General features: G+C 58.7%; 13 protein-coding genes and 1 riboswitch. Of the genes, 4 read left to right on the top strand and 9 right to left on the bottom strand.

Going from position 1 to position 14,924, the window contains the following annotated elements; all coding sequences use genetic code 11:
• Positions 1-13: 13 nt before the first annotated feature.
• The 4 genes from napA to moaA form a co-directional block, all read right to left on the bottom strand.
• Positions 14-2,503, bottom strand: coding sequence for a nitrate reductase catalytic subunit NapA (gene napA, locus G5182_RS03360; RefSeq protein ID WP_421254185.1), 2,490 nt, complete (start codon positions 2,501-2,503; stop codon positions 14-16).
• Between the two features lie 101 nt (positions 2,504-2,604).
• A complete protein-coding gene (locus tag G5182_RS03355) occupies positions 2,605-2,859 on the bottom strand; it encodes a chaperone NapD (RefSeq protein ID WP_421254216.1) in 255 nt (84 codons plus the stop codon).
• A gap of 29 nt (positions 2,860-2,888) precedes the next feature.
• Positions 2,889-3,431, bottom strand: a complete 543-nt coding sequence (napF, locus tag G5182_RS03350; protein WP_421254184.1) for a ferredoxin-type protein NapF — start codon at positions 3,429-3,431, stop codon at positions 2,889-2,891.
• A 238-nt stretch (positions 3,432-3,669) separates the two neighbouring features.
• A complete protein-coding gene (gene moaA, locus G5182_RS03345; protein WP_421230720.1) occupies positions 3,670-4,665 on the bottom strand; it encodes a GTP 3',8-cyclase MoaA in 996 nt (331 codons plus the stop codon).
• Positions 4,653-4,793, bottom strand: a riboswitch (molybdenum cofactor riboswitch). Its footprint overlaps the gene before it by 13 nt.
• A gap of 78 nt (positions 4,794-4,871) precedes the next feature.
• On the opposite strand from moaA, the gene narQ reads away from it, so the two are divergent.
• The 3 genes from narQ (at position 4,872) to G5182_RS03330 (ending at position 7,901) form a co-directional block, all read left to right on the top strand.
• Complete coding sequence (gene narQ / locus G5182_RS03340) at positions 4,872-6,584, top strand: nitrate/nitrite two-component system sensor histidine kinase NarQ (protein WP_201937096.1); 1,713 nt, start codon at positions 4,872-4,874, stop codon at positions 6,582-6,584.
• Positions 6,584-7,222 carry a two-component system response regulator NarL gene (gene narL, locus G5182_RS03335; RefSeq protein ID WP_204420481.1) on the top strand — a complete coding sequence of 213 codons (639 nt, stop codon included), beginning with the start codon at positions 6,584-6,586 and terminating at the stop codon, positions 7,220-7,222. Before narQ ends, narL begins: the two co-directional genes overlap by 1 nt.
• A 103-nt stretch (positions 7,223-7,325) precedes the next feature.
• Positions 7,326-7,901 (top strand): LON peptidase substrate-binding domain-containing protein, encoded by a 576-nt coding sequence (locus tag G5182_RS03330; RefSeq protein WP_005334473.1) that lies wholly within the window; start codon positions 7,326-7,328, stop codon positions 7,899-7,901.
• Between the two features lie 249 nt (positions 7,902-8,150).
• Here the strand turns inward: G5182_RS03330 and G5182_RS03325 are convergent, their stop codons facing one another.
• Both G5182_RS03325 and G5182_RS03320 read right to left on the bottom strand, forming a co-directional pair.
• Positions 8,151-10,247: an ATP-binding protein gene (locus G5182_RS03325; RefSeq protein WP_201937093.1), complete on the bottom strand. Its 2,097-nt coding sequence runs from the start codon at positions 10,245-10,247 to the stop codon at positions 8,151-8,153.
• A gap of 17 nt (positions 10,248-10,264) precedes the next feature.
• Positions 10,265-11,449 carry an FIST signal transduction protein gene (locus G5182_RS03320; protein ID WP_421172030.1) on the bottom strand — a complete coding sequence of 395 codons (1,185 nt, stop codon included), beginning with the start codon at positions 11,447-11,449 and terminating at the stop codon, positions 10,265-10,267.
• Positions 11,450-11,562: 113 nt separating this feature from the next.
• Between G5182_RS03320 and G5182_RS03315 the strand changes: the two genes are divergently transcribed.
• Positions 11,563-12,477 (top strand): gluconeogenesis factor YvcK family protein, encoded by a 915-nt coding sequence (locus tag G5182_RS03315; protein ID WP_216951738.1) that lies wholly within the window; start codon positions 11,563-11,565, stop codon positions 12,475-12,477.
• Positions 12,478-12,516: 39 nt separating this feature from the next.
• Here G5182_RS03315 and G5182_RS03310 read toward each other — a convergent pair whose 3' ends face one another.
• The 3 genes from G5182_RS03310 to lpcA all read right to left on the bottom strand — a co-directional run bounded on the left by G5182_RS03310 (position 12,517) and on the right by lpcA (position 14,690).
• On the bottom strand, positions 12,517-12,852 hold the full coding sequence (locus G5182_RS03310; protein ID WP_005353511.1) for an Hpt domain-containing protein: 336 nt from the start codon (positions 12,850-12,852) through the stop codon (positions 12,517-12,519).
• Positions 12,853-13,143: 291 nt separating this feature from the next.
• Positions 13,144-13,953 carry a class II glutamine amidotransferase gene (locus G5182_RS03305; protein ID WP_421172031.1) on the bottom strand — a complete coding sequence of 270 codons (810 nt, stop codon included), beginning with the start codon at positions 13,951-13,953 and terminating at the stop codon, positions 13,144-13,146.
• 158 nt (positions 13,954-14,111) lie between these two features.
• Entirely contained in the window at positions 14,112-14,690 is a 579-nt protein-coding gene (gene lpcA / locus G5182_RS03300; RefSeq protein WP_005334485.1) for a D-sedoheptulose 7-phosphate isomerase, read from the bottom strand.
• Positions 14,691-14,924: the final 234 nt, after the last annotated feature.

The following is a 14,924-nucleotide window of genomic DNA, read 5'->3' as shown; positions in this document are numbered from 1 at the left end:
GCACTCCCCCGCCTTAAGCCTTCATCACCTTGACGGCGCACTTCTTGTAATCGGTCTCTTTCGAGAGCGGATCGGTGGCGTCCAGGGTCAGCTTGTTGACCAGCTGGCTCGCATCAAAGAAGGGCATGAAGACCAGTCCTTTCGGCGGACGGTTGCGACCACGGGTCTCGACCCGGGTCTTCACCTCGCCACGGCGGGAGGAGACGATCACCTCTTCACCACGACGCACGCCGCGAGCCTTGGCATCGTCCGGGTGCATGAAGAGCACCGCATCCGGGAAGGCGCGATAGAGCTCGGGCACCCGACGGGTCATGGTGCCGGTGTGCCAGTGCTCCAGCACGCGGCCGGTGGAGAGCCACAGATCGTACTCTTTATCGGGCGACTCGGCGGCGGGCTCGAACGGCAGGGCGAAGATGACCGCCTTGCCATCGGGCTTGCCATAAAAACGTACCCCCTCGCCCGCTTTCACATAGGGGTCGAACCCTTCGCGATAGCGCCACAGGGTCTCTTTGCCATCTACCACAGGCCAGCGCAGACCACGGGCTTCGTGGTACTGATCGAACGGTGCCAGATCGTGACCGTGGCCACGACCGAAGGTGGCGTACTCCTCGAACAAGCCCTTCTGAACGTAGAACCCGAAGTGTTCGGCTTCGTCGTTCAGCATCCCCTTACTCTGCTCTTTCGGGAACTGGTTGACCTGACCGTTGGCATAGAGCACATCGAACAGGGTTTTGCCCTTCACTTCCGGCATCTTGGCAATCAGCTCAGCCGGCCACACTTCCTCAACCTTGAAGCGCTTGGAGAACTCCATCAGCTGCCACAAGTCGGACTTGGCCCCTTCCGGCGCTTTCACCTGCTGGTGCCAGAACTGGGTGCGGCGCTCGGCGTTGCCGTAGGCCCCCTCTTTCTCCACCCACATGGCGGTAGGCAGAATGAGGTCAGCGGCCTGGGCTGTGACGGTCGGGTACGGGTCGGAGACCACGATGAAGTTGCGCGGATCGCGATAGCCAGGCAGGCGATCGGTATTCATGTTGGGGCCGGCCTGCATGTTGTTGTTACACATCACCCAGTAGGCGTTGAGCTTGCCATCTTTGAGCATGCGATCCTGCAGCACGGCGTGGAAACCCACCTTGTCGGGAATGGTCCCCTCCGGCAGTTTCCAGATCTGCTCGGCAATGGCGCGGTGCTTGGGCTCGGTCACCACCATGTCGGCAGGCAGACGGTGGGCAAAGGTACCCACTTCACGCGCGGTGCCACAGGCAGAGGGCTGGCCGGTCAGTGAGAAAGGACCATTACCCGGCTCGGAGATCTTGCCGGTCAGCAGGTGGATGTTGTAGCAGAGGTTGTTGGCCCAGACGCCACGGGTATGCTGGTTGAAACCCATGGTCCAGTAAGAGACCACCTTCTTGCCCGGGTCGGCATAGAGCTTGGCCAGCTTTTCCAGCTTCTCTTTGGAGACGCCGGAGAGCTTGGAGACCGACTCCACATCGTAATCCGCCACGAACTTGGCAAACTCCTCGAAGCTCATCGGAGTGGCATCGCCGCTGTCCGGGTTCTTCGCTTTCTGCTGCAGCGGATCAGTCGGGCGCAGGCCGTAACCGATGTCGGTGACCCCCTTCTTGAACACGGTGTGCTTGTTGACGAAGTCCCAGTTCACCTTGTCGTTCTGGATGATGTAGTTGGCGACATAGTTGAGGATCGCCAGATCGGTCTGCGGGGTGAACACCATGCCGTTGTCCGCCAGCTCGAAGCTGCGGTGCTCGAAGGTCGAGAGCACGTGCACCTGCACATCCGGATTGGAGAGACGGCGATCGGACATCCGCGACCAGAGGATGGGGTGCATCTCGGCCATGTTGGAGCCCCACAGCACGAATGCATCGGCCTGCTCGATATCGTCGTAGCAACCCATCGGCTCGTCCATGCCGAAGGTACGCATAAAGCCGACGACCGCAGAGGCCATACAGTGACGAGCATTGGGGTCAATGTTGTTGGAGCGGAAACCGGCCTTCATCAGCTTGGCGGCAGCGTAGCCTTCCCAGACGGTCCACTGGCCGGAGCCGAACATGCCGACAGCGGTCGGCCCCTTCTCTTTCAGGGTCGCCTTGAACTTCTCGGCCATGATGTCGAACGCCTGCTCCCAGCTGATGGGGGCGAAGTCGCCATCCTTGTCGAACTGGCCGTTCTTCATCCGCAGCATCGGCTGGGTGAGGCGATCCTGGCCATACATGATCTTGGAGAGGAAGTAGCCCTTGATGCAGTTGAGGCCACGGTTGACCGGCGCATCGGGGTCGCCCTGAGTCGCTACAACCCGACCATCCTGAGAGCCCACCAGCACAGAGCAGCCGGTACCACAGAAGCGGCAGGGAGCCTTATCCCAATGGATGGCAGTCTTGTCGGTACTGGTGATGAGATTGGCTGCCAGCGTGGGGGCACTGACACCGGCCACGGCTGCGGCAGCTGCCACCGCGTTGGCCTTCATAAAGTCGCGTCGACTCAGCTTCATGGCATATCCTCACATTGCTTATCGCGTAATAGTTGTCGAATCTGTCGAACGGGAGCCAGCCATCAGCGGTAGAGGGCACGCCCGGCATCCCATCACTCTTTTCAGTGATCGCCCAGTTCATCGAACTGGTGGTAAATCAGGGCGGCTGAGAGCACACCCGGCATCGCCTGTATCGCATCAATGGCCGCCATAATCGGCCGCTGACTCGGACCTTCCAGGGTCACGATCAGCTTGCCCTCGTCACTGACGGCGTGGATCTCGGCCCCTTCAAGGGCGCCAATCTGCTCGGCGAGCAGATGGCGCAAGGGGGGCTGGGTCAGCACCACCAGACTCGATACATGGAACTCCTGATCCATTGTGGCTTCTGTGTCACACGGCTTCTGACTCATTCTGACTCCTGCTTGAGGGTGGACTGGCTCGCACCACCGGATGGGGCGGCTCGCCCATCGACCTTGATGCTGCCAACCGGACAATCCTGCACACAGGCGCCGCAGCCATTACAGCGATCCGGCTCCACCGTCGGGGTGGGCACGCGCCCCAGCACCGGAATAAAGCGAATGGCATTGGGCTCGCAGCTGTCCTGACAGCGCTGGCAGAACACCTGACCATTGGCCAGACAGTTGGCTTCGATATGGGCCTTATAGTGCCAGGGGGACTCGCTGGTCAGGCGAAACAGGGGCACCTTGCAGACCGTGACGCACTCGGTGCAGAAGGTGCACTCGCCACGCTGGAAATCGACCACCGGAAAACCGCCCTCGCCATTCACCAGGATCTGCTCCGGACAGGCGGCCAGACAATCCCCGCAGCGGGTGCAGTCGGCGACAAATGCCGACCAGTTGACTGACCAGGGCAACTGCACCGGCGGTTCGGCAGTTCTCAGCCGCCCCCGGAACAGGCCGCGGCGGGCAAGATCGATCTCATCCGGCATGTTGACTCCTGTTCTGGTGAAAAAGGGGACAGTGCGAGTCCATGATTGGCATTCTTGATACCAATTATAAGAGTGGGTGTATATTGCGGCCCTGACAAGGTAAGGGATATACCACCAGGGAGATAAACAGGGGGGATTCTTGCGCCAGATCAAAGCCTTGCAGCGCAATAAAAAAGGAGGTATCGGTTAAAATACCTCCATGTGAGGATTGCTATTTAATCGTTGGCGATTTTTGCGGTTATCCGCCGATCGAGGCGAGATGAGGGGTGATACCGGCATTGCCCTCATGGAGACGATGGGTGGCACTCTTGCCCGCCAGTGCCGCGCGAATGCGCTGTTGCAGCTCATCAGATTGCCCATCTGCGCCGAGCAGATCCCGCAGGTCGATGCCGTTGTCGCCAAACAGGCACAGATGCAGCTTCCCCAGCGAGGAGACCCGCAGCCGGTTGCAACCGGCACAGAAATCCTTGCTGTAGGGCATGATGAGCCCCACTCCACCCTGCGATTCCGGATGCATGAATACCTGCGCCGGACCGTCATCCGTGCCCCGCAACTGCTGCACCCAGCCGCTCTCCAGCAAGCGCTGTTTGATCTGCTCCCCGCTGACATGGTGGTCACGAAACAGGGTATCCATCTCGCCGGTCTGCATCAGCTCGATAAAGCGCAGCTCGATGGGCTTGTGCCTGATCCAGCCCAGAAAGGCATCAAGCTGGCAGTCGTTGAGCCCCTTGAGCAGCACAGCATTGATCTTCACCGATTTGAAACCGGCGGCCAGTGCTGCTTCGATCCCCTCCATCACCTCGGCCAGCTTGTTCTCACCGGTGATCTGATGAAACTGGCGCGGGTCGAGACTGTCGACACTGACATTCAGCGCGTTGAGTCCGGCATCAAACCACTCCTGGGCCCGCTCCTTCAGGCGATAGCCGTTGGTGGTCATAGCGACCTTCTCGATACCCGGGGTGGTGGCAATCACCTTGACGATCTCGGTGAAATCGCGGCGCAGGGAGGGCTCGCCCCCCGTGATGCGCACCTTGCGGGTGCCCATGGCGGCAAAACCGCTGACCACGCGGCGGATCTCGTCAATCGAGAGAAAGGGTTGACGCCCCGCTTTGTGACCTTCCGGGGGGCGATAGCCGTCAGGCAGGCAATAGGTGCAACGGAAATTGCACACATCGGTCACTGACAGACGCAAATAGTAAAAACGACGGGAAAAACCATCTTCAAGTGGCAACATAAACACCTTTCCAAATACGGGAGGCCAGGGCATTTCTTTCCTGACCCTTACAGCTCGAACGTCGGCTGACGGCTGGTTTCCCCCTATCGCTAGGACTTAGGCAAAACCGCTCGGAGTTCATCTAGTTTTTCGATGCTAACACAAGTTGGAGTACACTCCCACGCATCTTGCGGGGTCCTTATCACTATTCAGAGGTGCGCATCAGTATGGGAAAACGGTTCAGGGTCCATTCGGTCAGCAGTGCCATCGGGCGCGCCATGGTGTTGATCCTCTTCATGGCCAGCCTGATCGCGCTGGTCGCCATGGTCACCCTCTTCTACTCGGTACCCGATGCCAAGGCGATCAACCTCTCCGGTTCGCTGCGGATGCAGGCCTACCGGATGGCCTACGAAATCGAGCGGGGCGACAGCGTGCTGGGGCGCCTCTCCCAGTTTGAAGAGACCCTGCACGCCGAAGAGCTGCAGGAGACCCAGCGCTGGATCACTCCTGCCTCCCTGCGTCGCACCTATGGCGAGGTGCTCGGCCAGTGGCAGGTGATGCGCCAGCACATCGAGGATCGTACCCCCAGACGGTACACCGATAACACCGAGCAGTTTGTGGCGGCCATCGACAATTTCGTCAATCAGATGCAGTACCACGTGGAATTCAAGGTGCGGATGCTGGCGCTTGCGGAGGGGCTCGGCCTGCTGGCCATCATCACCATCGCCTGGTTCACGGTGCGCTTCACCCGTCAGCAGGTGGTCGCCCCCCTCAACCAGCTGGTCTACTGTGCCCGCCAGATCCAGCGGCAGGATTTCGATCTTAAGCTGCCCGCCCACGGCGAAAACGAGCTGGGGGAGCTGTCGCGCGCCTTCGTCACCATGGCCGACGAGCTGGGCAAGCTCTATCGGGAGCTGGAAAACAAGGTGGAAGAGAAAACCGCCAAGCTGCAACAGGCCAACGACACCCTCTCGTTTCTCTACTCGACCGCCCAGAAGCTGCATGCTGCCCCGCTCAGTACCCGTACCCTCATCAAACTGCTGGACCGCGCTGCCGCCCACCAGCATATCGACCATATCCGGCTGACCCGCTTCGAGCACAACGCCATGCCGGTCTACATCTCTGGGCGCACCGGCTGGCCCGGCGATCTCGATGCGGTCGCCAGCTTTTATCTGCAGATGGATGAGCAGGAGTTCGGCCGCCTCGACATCATCAGCCAACACCCCATCGATGAGCGGTTGATTAAAAACTTCACCATGCTGCTGGCTCAGGTGCTGCACAAAGACCAGACCCTGCTGCAACAGCAGCGACTGCTGCTGATGGAGGAGCGGGCGGTGATCGCCCGCGAGCTGCACGACTCGCTGGCGCAAGCCCTCTCCTATCTCAAGATCCAGTCCACCCTGCTCAAGCGCTCTTACGCCAAGGGGCAGCATGACAAGGCGCAGGAGGCGATGCAGCAGATCGACGAGGGGCTTAGCAATGCCTATACCCAGTTGCGCGAACTGCTCGGTACCTTCCGTCTCACCATTGGCGATGCCAATCTGGGGGAAGCGATCCGCGTCATGCTTGATCAACTGCAGCCTCAGACCCAGGCCGAAATCCGGTTCCATTACGGACTGGCCGACAACGACTTGGAGGCGGGCCAGCATATCCACATTTTGCAGTTGATCCGTGAGGCAGTGCTCAATGCCATCAAACATGCCAACGCGCAAGTGATTGATGTTAGCTGTGAGACCCTCGCCAGTGGTAACATTGAGGTTCAGATTTCAGATGACGGTGTCGGGATCGGACTCGCCAGCTCGGCGATCAACCATTACGGGTTGAGCATCATGAACGAGCGCGCCAGCAAACTGCACGGTCTGCTGACCATCAACGAGCAGCAACCACAAGGCACCTGCGTGCATCTGACCTTTCCCACCAGTCTAACGAGAGACGCCTGATGGACGAGATGAAATACACAGTTCTGGTCGTAGATGACCATCCCCTCATGCGCAAAGGGATTGTGCAGCTGCTGGCTCTGGAAGAGAACATGGAGGTGACCGGTGAAGCCTCCAACGGCACAGATGCCGTGGCGCTGGCCAAAGAGTCCGAGCCGGATCTGATCCTGCTCGACCTCAACATGAAGGGGCTCTCCGGCCTCGATACCCTCAAGGCGCTGCGGGCCGAAGAGATCACCTCCCGGGTGGTGATCCTCACCGTCTCCGATGCCCGTCAGGATGTGGTGGCTTTGCTTAAGGCCGGTGCCGATGGCTATCTGCTCAAGGATACCGAACCTGATCTGCTGCTGACCCAGCTGGCCGACGTGATGACGGGTAAACAGATCCTGAGCGAGCCGCTGCGCCCCTATCTCGAAAACATCTACGAGCTGGATCACCTGCAGCAGAAGCTGGAAAGCTTAACGCGTCGCGAAATGCAAATCCTGCGCGAAATTGCAAAAGGCCTCTCCAACAAACAGGTCGCCTCGGTACTCCATATCTCCGAGGGAACGGTCAAGGTTCACGTGAAGAGCCTGCTGAAGAAACTCGAGGCACAAAGCCGCGTGGAAGCGGCTGTCATGTATCTGGAGCAGCGCAACTAAGCGCCCTCAACCTCCCGAAAAGCCACCCTCCGGTGGCTTTTTTCATTCTCTGGCACAGTCGCTGCATTGTCATATTCAGCAACTACTCAATGGAGGATGGAACATGAAACTACAACCTTTGGCACTGTTCCCCTTGCCTTCCCACATACTGCCGGGCGGCAAGCTTCCTCTGCGTCTGTTCGAGCCACGCCACCTGCAGATGCTCAAGGAGTCATTCATCAACGATCAGGGCTTTGGCATCGTGATGGAAGAGTCGACCACCTCGGGACAATCCGGCCGCATTCTGCCGGTGGGCACCCGGGTCAAGGTGACCGACTTCTACACCCTCAATGATGGCCTGCTGGGTGTGACGGTGCTGGGACTGGAGCGCTTCTGCATCCACGAGATGGAAACAGACGAGATGGGCCTGCGCCGGGCCAAGGTGGAGATGCTGCCCAACTGGCCGAGCACCCACTCAGATTTCAACGACAAGCTGCTGGTCAATCGCCTGCGGGAAGTGTTCGAGCAGTATCCGGAGCTTGATGAGCTCTATCCGGACAAGCGCTTTGAAGATGCCGCCTGGCTCTGCCAGCGCTGGCTCGAGATATTGCCGATGCCGATTTATGAAAAGCAGATGCTGATTGCCAAACAAAACAGCGAAGCGGCCCGTAAATTTCTGCATCGCCTGATTTCACAATGACAAAAACAGCGTTGCAAAATGCAATTATTCCAACAATGAAAATGTGAAATTCGCATTTTGCGAGTAAGTAGGAACGCAAAACGCCATAACAAGAGAGAGCCGCTGCGCTAAACGGCCAAAATTGAACACAAAAGAGTCCTGAAAAAGTTGGCACAGATTTTTCATATAGATTGATACAACCCGATTTATCCCGTGCTCTCTTCAGTATTTGCTGAAGAACTGGTCAACCCACAAAGTTGACCATTTTTTTTATCCGCGCGTCGGCAACCGCTGACCAAAGTGACGCTGCAAACACTCTCTCAACCGTGACAAGGTGATAGGCTTGGCGAGAAAGTCATCCATCCCCTGCGCCAGACAGCACGCCTTGTCCTCCGCCATCGCATTGGCCGTCAGGGCGACGATAGGCATGGTGCATCCCAACTCACGCAAGCGTCGGGTCGCTTCCAGTCCGTCCATCAGGGGCATCCGCATATCCATCAGGATCAGATCCGGGAGCTGCTCATCCACCTGCGCCAGCGCTTCCAGACCATTGGCAGCCAGCCGAACCTTGCCCACCAGTTTTTGCAGCATCAGCGACACCACCAGCTGATTCACCGGGCTGTCCTCCACCACCAGCACATCCAGTGGCAACAGTGCCGAAGCCCCCTCCTCCCGCTGCGGCTGGCTATGGCAGGGTAGCGCCATGCCGGGCAGTTCGAACCAGAAACAGCTTCCCTTGCCCGGCTCGCTCTTCAGGTGGATCTCTCCCCCCATAAGCGTCACCAGACGCTTGCTGATGGCAAGACCGAGGCCGGTACCGGAAAAACGCCGGGTGGCCGAGTTGTCGACCTGGGAGAAGGGTTCAAACAGCAGCGCCTGATCCGCATCAGCGATCCCGATCCCGGTGTCGGAGACCGAGATCAACAGCTTCTCATCCTGCCAACCCAGATGGAGAGTGACCTCTCCCTGTTCGGTAAATTTGAGGGCGTTGTCCAGCAGATTGCCCATCACCTGGGTAAGACGCACCGGATCTCCCTGCAGCTCGGCAGGGACAGCTTCATCTACCCGATAGCTCAGTGTTATGCCCTTGCCGTCGGCACGGTTCTGCAACGGTTCGATCACGGATTGACACAACTGGATCGGTTGCAAGGTCTCGCAATGGAACACCAGGGTCTGGGACTCGATTTTAGAGAAATCGAGCACATCGTCGATGATGGTCTGCAGCAATCTGGCAGAGTGGGTGGCATGACGTAGCAACTGCTTCTGCTCGGGTGCCAGCTCGGCGTGTAGCACCAGGTCGAGCATCCCCAGCACCGCATTCATGGGGGAGCGGATCTCGTGGGTCATCATGGCAAGAAACTGGGATTTGGCACGGTTGGCCGCCTCCGCATCGTCCCGTGCCCGCGCCAGCTCCTCTTCACGATGGATCTGGTGGCTGATATCGCGTGCGGTACCGCGATATCCCGTAAAAGCCCCCCCATGATCAAAACAGGGTTCGGCACTCACCTCCATCCAGCGGGGGCCGTCGAGCATCGCAACCTGCATGCGTACAGCCCGAACCGGTTTACGCTGCTCCAATAGGTCGAGATATGCCTGTGACTCGGTACTCTGCTTGTTGCAGACATAGTCATAGAGGGTCGGCCGGGTTGCCAGCGGGGTCATCTCGTCAAGGTAACCGGGCTCGGAAGCATAGCTGAGCCGGTGTTCGGCATCGGTCTCCCAGAACCAGTCGGAGGCCATGGCGGCAAAACTGCGAAAACGGCGTTCACTGGCCTGCAGGGCCTGAGTTTTTAAATCGACCTGCTCCTGCAAGCGGGCCCGATAGGCAATGTTGACCAGCGCTTGTGAAATCAACGGACGGCAGCGCTGCATAGCCGCCTTGCTGGTCAGATCGAAGGAGCCGGCCAGTGAGTGCCGACAGAGGATAACGGCGGTAAAGCCGGGGGCCTGCAGCCCGGTCAGCATCAGGCTGGCCCAGCCCGGCTCGCTCGCCAGCGGTGCCAGCTCAGGCAACTGGAACGGGTCATAGATCACCAACGTCTCTCCGGCAATGGCACGAGCAAAGGCCGGGGTCATCAACCAGCTGCGACCGCACTGTTCCGGCTCGGTACTGAGGTGGGTGATGCCCTGTTCCCCACTCCAGGCCACCACATCCGCATGTTCAAATCCAATAAAGGGCTTGAGCACTTGAATGAGGCTCTCCAGCACCTGCTCCAGCGTTTTGGCATCAGCCAGTGTGGCCACCCCTTTCAGCAGGGTATGGGATTCATGACGATACTTGGCCTCGCGCTCGCGACAGCGCATGAGATCGACCAGGGTCGCCTGCAGTTTGTCGCCAAGGGCTTCCAATTCACTGTTGCCAATCATCTTGTATCCTGCTCTGCTCAAGCGGTCAGAAAGATCACACTCGATACCATCAGGTTGCCGTGGGCCAGCTCGCCATTGGGCAGCCGCCCCTGCTCGCCGAAGGTAAAGGGGGTGATAAAAGGGATCTTGCCGAGGCGAGCCTGGCTCTGTTCGACAAATTGGCACAACATATCACCTAGCGCCAAACGACAACCAGCACAAAAGATGATGAGAGCGCCGATAGGCTGCAATTCCACATCGACCCCATACCCTGGCTCGACGCGCATGGCATTGAGGCTGCGCTGCAACAACCCTTCCTGACTGCTGTACATCAACAGCAGACGCTCCCCTTGCACCACATCGGTAAAGAGCCGCAGCCCGCCCTGTTCGGTCACAGCTTCAGGATGGGAAAGTTTGTAGTAAGGAATACCATCCAGCGCTCCCACCTGACGGGCCAGCGGGGTGAGCGTGGTCTCCCGCAAAATCGCCCCCACCGGCCAGGGCTGCTCGCGACCGCACCAGCGGGCATAGACCTCGGCAGCAGGCTGGTGATCGATGGTGAGTACCTCCCGCCCGTTGCAGGCGGTGATCTCACCACTGAATTCGGCAGGCACATAACCGGAGTGAAACTGAAAAGCCAGCTGGCAATCGGGATAGAGCACCGCCAGACCGATGCCATCCTGAGCCACCGCCTCATCCCAGCAGAGCTGCCAGTCACCGCTGACGCTGCTATCAGCCGCGGATCCACCGACCACCGGCACCGAGGCACCGAGTTCTGCCTCGATTCCGGCCAGCAGCCCCTCCTCCTTGCCGGGACTGGCATGAAACAGGATCAGCTGGGGCAGCTCGCCCGGTCGACCACAGTCGCTCATGGCTCGGCGCAGCAACTGCCGCACATCCACCCCGTCACCGCTGGCACCGGCTACCCCGAATGCCCCTTTCTCATCGTACAGAGCAGCAACCGCCAGCCCATATCCGTCTCGGGCGTGGTGTCCCATATCGGTCATGACACCACCGCAAGAGCTGCACCCAAGCAGGCGGGTCGTCGGGAACTGGCATTTGAGCGCGTCGCGCAGTATCGCCCCCTCATGGGCTTGGGTAAAATAGAGCAACAGCAGGGAGGGGGCCTGATCGGCATGGTGGCGCAGCTGCGCGCAGATATCTTGGGCCGCCAGCGATGAATTCTGGGCGAGGGAGTGAACGGTCAGAAATTTCAACACCATCTCCTTGTTTTATCGAATGGCAGCCTCAAGCAAAAATCATACCTTTATCAAACAATTATCTCGCTTCGCTTGCTAACATAGCGGTCAACTGAGACCAATGACAGGACGCCCATATGTGGCAAAAAAACATCAATGACTTCGATCGGGTCGTTGCCATCGGTGGTGGCCATGGCATGGGACGAGTGCTTTCGTCCCTCTCGTTTCTCGGTCAACGGCTCACCGGCATCGTCACCACCACAGATGATGGCGGCTCGACCGGACGCCTGCGCAAGAGTCAGGAGTGCATCGCCTGGGGCGATCTGCGCAACTGCCTGAACCAGCTGGTCACCGATCCCAGCATCGGCAGCCTGTTGTTCGAATACCGCTTTGCCGGCAAAGGCGAGCTGGCGGGCCACAACCTTGGCAACCTGATGCTGCTGGCGCTCGATAATCTCTGTGTCCGTCCTCTTGATGCTATCAAGCTGATCAGTGACATGCTCAAAATAGAGTCACAATTGCTACCCATGTCTGAATTTCCCACCGATCTCTGCGCCCATATGGAGTGTGGCACCCAGATCCTGGGAGAGGTATCCATCGATCAACTGGCAACACCACCCCTCTCCCTCGGCCTGATGCCGGAGGTGCAAGCGACCCGCGAAGCGGTGCTGGCATTGCAGCAGGCGGACATGATCATTCTGGGGCCGGGCAGTTTCCTCACCTCCATCATGCCGCCATTGCTGCTGGCCGAGATCGCCCAGGCCATCAACGAGAGCAGCGCCATGCTGGTTTTCGTCTGTAATCTGGTGGCGGAAAACGGCCCTGCCAGCCAGCTGGATCTGATGAGTCAGTGTCGCTGGCTGGAATCCCGGGTCGGTCAGGGTCGGCTGGATGCCATCCTGGCCCCACAGGGCTCGAGTGATGCGGGGGGCTGGCAAGGGCGTGTGATCGAAGCCGAGCTGGGCGAGCTTGAGCTGCCCCATCGGCACGATCGATTGAAGCTTAAACTGGCGCTGGACCGGATCATCCAGCAACTGCTCAACCAGCGTTAGGCAACGGTCACTGCGCCCCGGCACCCCTGCATGGCGCCGTTACTGATAATCGGCAAGAAACGCGAGCACTTGGGGCAAGGAGGCCTCCAACAGTTGCAACTGGCGCTCTGCCTCTGCCACATCGGCCTGCTTGCTGGCCATCTCAAGTGCCATCACCTGCTGATAACTCGGCATGGCGCCATAGCTGCCACAGGATGATTTCATGCTGTGCGCCACCCGAGCCAGCGCCTCCCACTCTCCCTGTTCATAGAGGGGTCTGAGCTGACTCAGCTGCTCGCCCACCTCTTCAATAAAGACTGCGATGACCACGGGCAGCATATCCGGACCGATATCCTCTGCCAGCTGCTGCAACACCTTGCGATCCACCCACTCCATGCGAGGCTCCTCCAGAACGGTATTCAAACAGACCATACTATAGATAGTTTTCGATGTCGTGGCTCACGACCAGGCAGTGATGAAGCACCCGATTGGATGGCTCAGGGAATAAAGTGGCAAAAAATGTGATCAGTATCGAAATAGCGATGCTCAAACGCCCGTCAAGACAACAACTTGATTGCCACAAATTAACAATTGATCAACACTCAATGCCGTCAGAGTGATGATGCTCAGCAACACCTCTCATCCCTTTTGCCTTTTATGGCTGCTGCGAAGAACCAGGGTAGGTATCTACCCTGGTATTTTTTTATCTTGCCCAAGCGCAACCCGATTGGTCGCCACCCGCTCCCCAAGCCGGAACAGATTGAATTCGCCGGGGGCCATCTTGATCCAGTTCTCATTGCCGGTCAGCGGCCGCGTCGTGACCAGCGTCACCACATCGTTGGGTGTGGTCTCGCTCTGGAAATCGATCACCACCTCCTCATCCAGCAAACTCGCCTCGCCAAATGGCGCGCAGCGAGTCAGCCAGTGCAGGTTGTTGCTGCAGTAGCTCATCACATACTCCCCGTCCGAGAGCAGCATGTTGAACACCCCGAATGCTCTGAGCTCATCACACAAGGTGGCCATATAGCGAAACATGGCGGGAAAGTTTGCAGGACGCTTGGGGTACTTCTGCTCCAACCGGTCGAGCAGCCAGCAGAAGGCGTGCTCGCTGTCGGTATCCCCTACCGGACGGTGGCGACCGGTTGGCAGCTTCTTGTAACCGGTCAGCTGACCGTTGTGAGCGAAGGTCCAGTAACGGCCCCACAGCTCACGGGTAAAGGGGTGGGTATTTTCCAGCGACACGCAGCCACGGTTGGCCTGCCGAATGTGGCTGACCACGGCGCAGCTCTTGATGGGCAGCGCCTGTACCAGTCTGGCGATGGGAGATTGGGCACTGGGCTCGGGATCCTTGAAGGTGCGAAAGCCCTTCCCCTCGTAGAAGGTGATCCCCCAGCCATCCTTGTGGGGCCCTGTCTTGCCGCCGCGCAGCATCAACCCGGTAAAGCTGAAGCAGATATCGGTCGGCACATTGGCACTCATGCCGAGCAGTTCGCACATATCCGGCAGACTCCTTTCATGATTTGGCTTGTGTCATGTTCGACCAGCACACTGGTTCGACAGACAGCAGGGGAAGGCGCAATTCCTTCCCCTGTGGCAGCAACCGGTCGATGACAAACCATTAACCTGTGATGCCCTTGTCCGGTAGCGTGGCCTGATTACTTGGCCATCTCTTTTTCGACCAGCTGGATCAGGATGTGGATCACCTTGATGTGCACTTCCTGAATACGGTCGGCATAGCCAAAGTGCGGAACCCGGATCTCGACATCCGCCAGGCCTGCCATCTTGCCGCCATCCTTGCCGGTCAGGGCGATCACTTTCATCCCTTTGGCGCGGGCAGCCTCGATGGCTTTCAGGATATTGCCGGAGTTGCCGCTGGTGGAGATACCAAGCAGCACGTCGCCACGGCGGCCGACCGCTTCTACGTAACGGGAGAAGACATAGTCATAGCCAAAGTCGTTGGAGACGCAGGAGAGGTGGCTCGGATCGGAGATGGCGATACCGGCGTAACCCGGGCGGTTCTCGCGATAGCGACCGGTCAGCTCTTCGGCAAAGTGCATGGCGTCACAGTGGGAACCACCGTTGCCACAAGAGAGCACCTTGCCCTCTTCCTTGAAAGAGTCAGCCAGCAGTTTGGCGGCCGCTTCGATGTTTTTCAGGTTCTGCTCATCAGCCAGGAAGGCCTGCAGCACGCTGGCAGCTTCGGTCAGTTCATTGCGGATCAATTCTTGGTACATGATGTCTCTTCCACTGTTTTTAGTGTGCGTGTAGATCGCGGCTATTCTCGCACAAGCGAATCGCACAGTCGCCCCCCTGCGAGCCACAGCGCTGGCGGCGCGTGAGCGTTATGGGGATCACAGAGAGAAGGTAATGAAGATGTAAACAGCTTGATAACTTTGTGCGTATGAATTACAACAGGGGCCATATCCAACAGGTCAGACCTCTGGATGAGTTATACCAAGTTGGCACAT

Source organism: Aeromonas sp. 600948 (assembly GCF_049174875.1).
GTDB classification, from domain to species: domain Bacteria; phylum Pseudomonadota; class Gammaproteobacteria; order Enterobacterales; family Aeromonadaceae; genus Aeromonas; species Aeromonas veronii_A.
The sequence above is the reverse complement of the archived record's forward strand: the minus strand, read 5'-3'. Positions and strand labels throughout refer to the sequence as shown.

Coding starts and splice junctions, on each gene's coding strand:
- napA (WP_421254185.1), bottom strand. CDS start 2,503: ATGAAGCTGAGTCGACGCGACTTTATGAAGGCCAACGCGGTGGCAGCT.
- G5182_RS03355 (WP_421254216.1), bottom strand. CDS start 2,859: ATGGATCAGGAGTTCCATGTATCGAGTCTGGTGGTGCTGACCCAGCCC.
- napF (WP_421254184.1), bottom strand. CDS start 3,431: ATGCCGGATGAGATCGATCTTGCCCGCCGCGGCCTGTTCCGGGGGCGG.
- moaA (WP_421230720.1), bottom strand. CDS start 4,665: ATGTTGCCACTTGAAGATGGTTTTTCCCGTCGTTTTTACTATTTGCGT.
- narQ (WP_201937096.1), top strand. CDS start 4,872: ATGGGAAAACGGTTCAGGGTCCATTCGGTCAGCAGTGCCATCGGGCGC.
- narL (WP_204420481.1), top strand. CDS start 6,584: ATGGACGAGATGAAATACACAGTTCTGGTCGTAGATGACCATCCCCTC.
- G5182_RS03330 (WP_005334473.1), top strand. CDS start 7,326: ATGAAACTACAACCTTTGGCACTGTTCCCCTTGCCTTCCCACATACTG.
- G5182_RS03325 (WP_201937093.1), bottom strand. CDS start 10,247: ATGATTGGCAACAGTGAATTGGAAGCCCTTGGCGACAAACTGCAGGCG.
- G5182_RS03320 (WP_421172030.1), bottom strand. CDS start 11,449: ATGGTGTTGAAATTTCTGACCGTTCACTCCCTCGCCCAGAATTCATCG.
- G5182_RS03315 (WP_216951738.1), top strand. CDS start 11,563: ATGTGGCAAAAAAACATCAATGACTTCGATCGGGTCGTTGCCATCGGT.
- G5182_RS03310 (WP_005353511.1), bottom strand. CDS start 12,852: ATGGAGTGGGTGGATCGCAAGGTGTTGCAGCAGCTGGCAGAGGATATC.
- G5182_RS03305 (WP_421172031.1), bottom strand. CDS start 13,953: ATGTGCGAACTGCTCGGCATGAGTGCCAATGTGCCGACCGATATCTGC.
- lpcA (WP_005334485.1), bottom strand. CDS start 14,690: ATGTACCAAGAATTGATCCGCAATGAACTGACCGAAGCTGCCAGCGTG.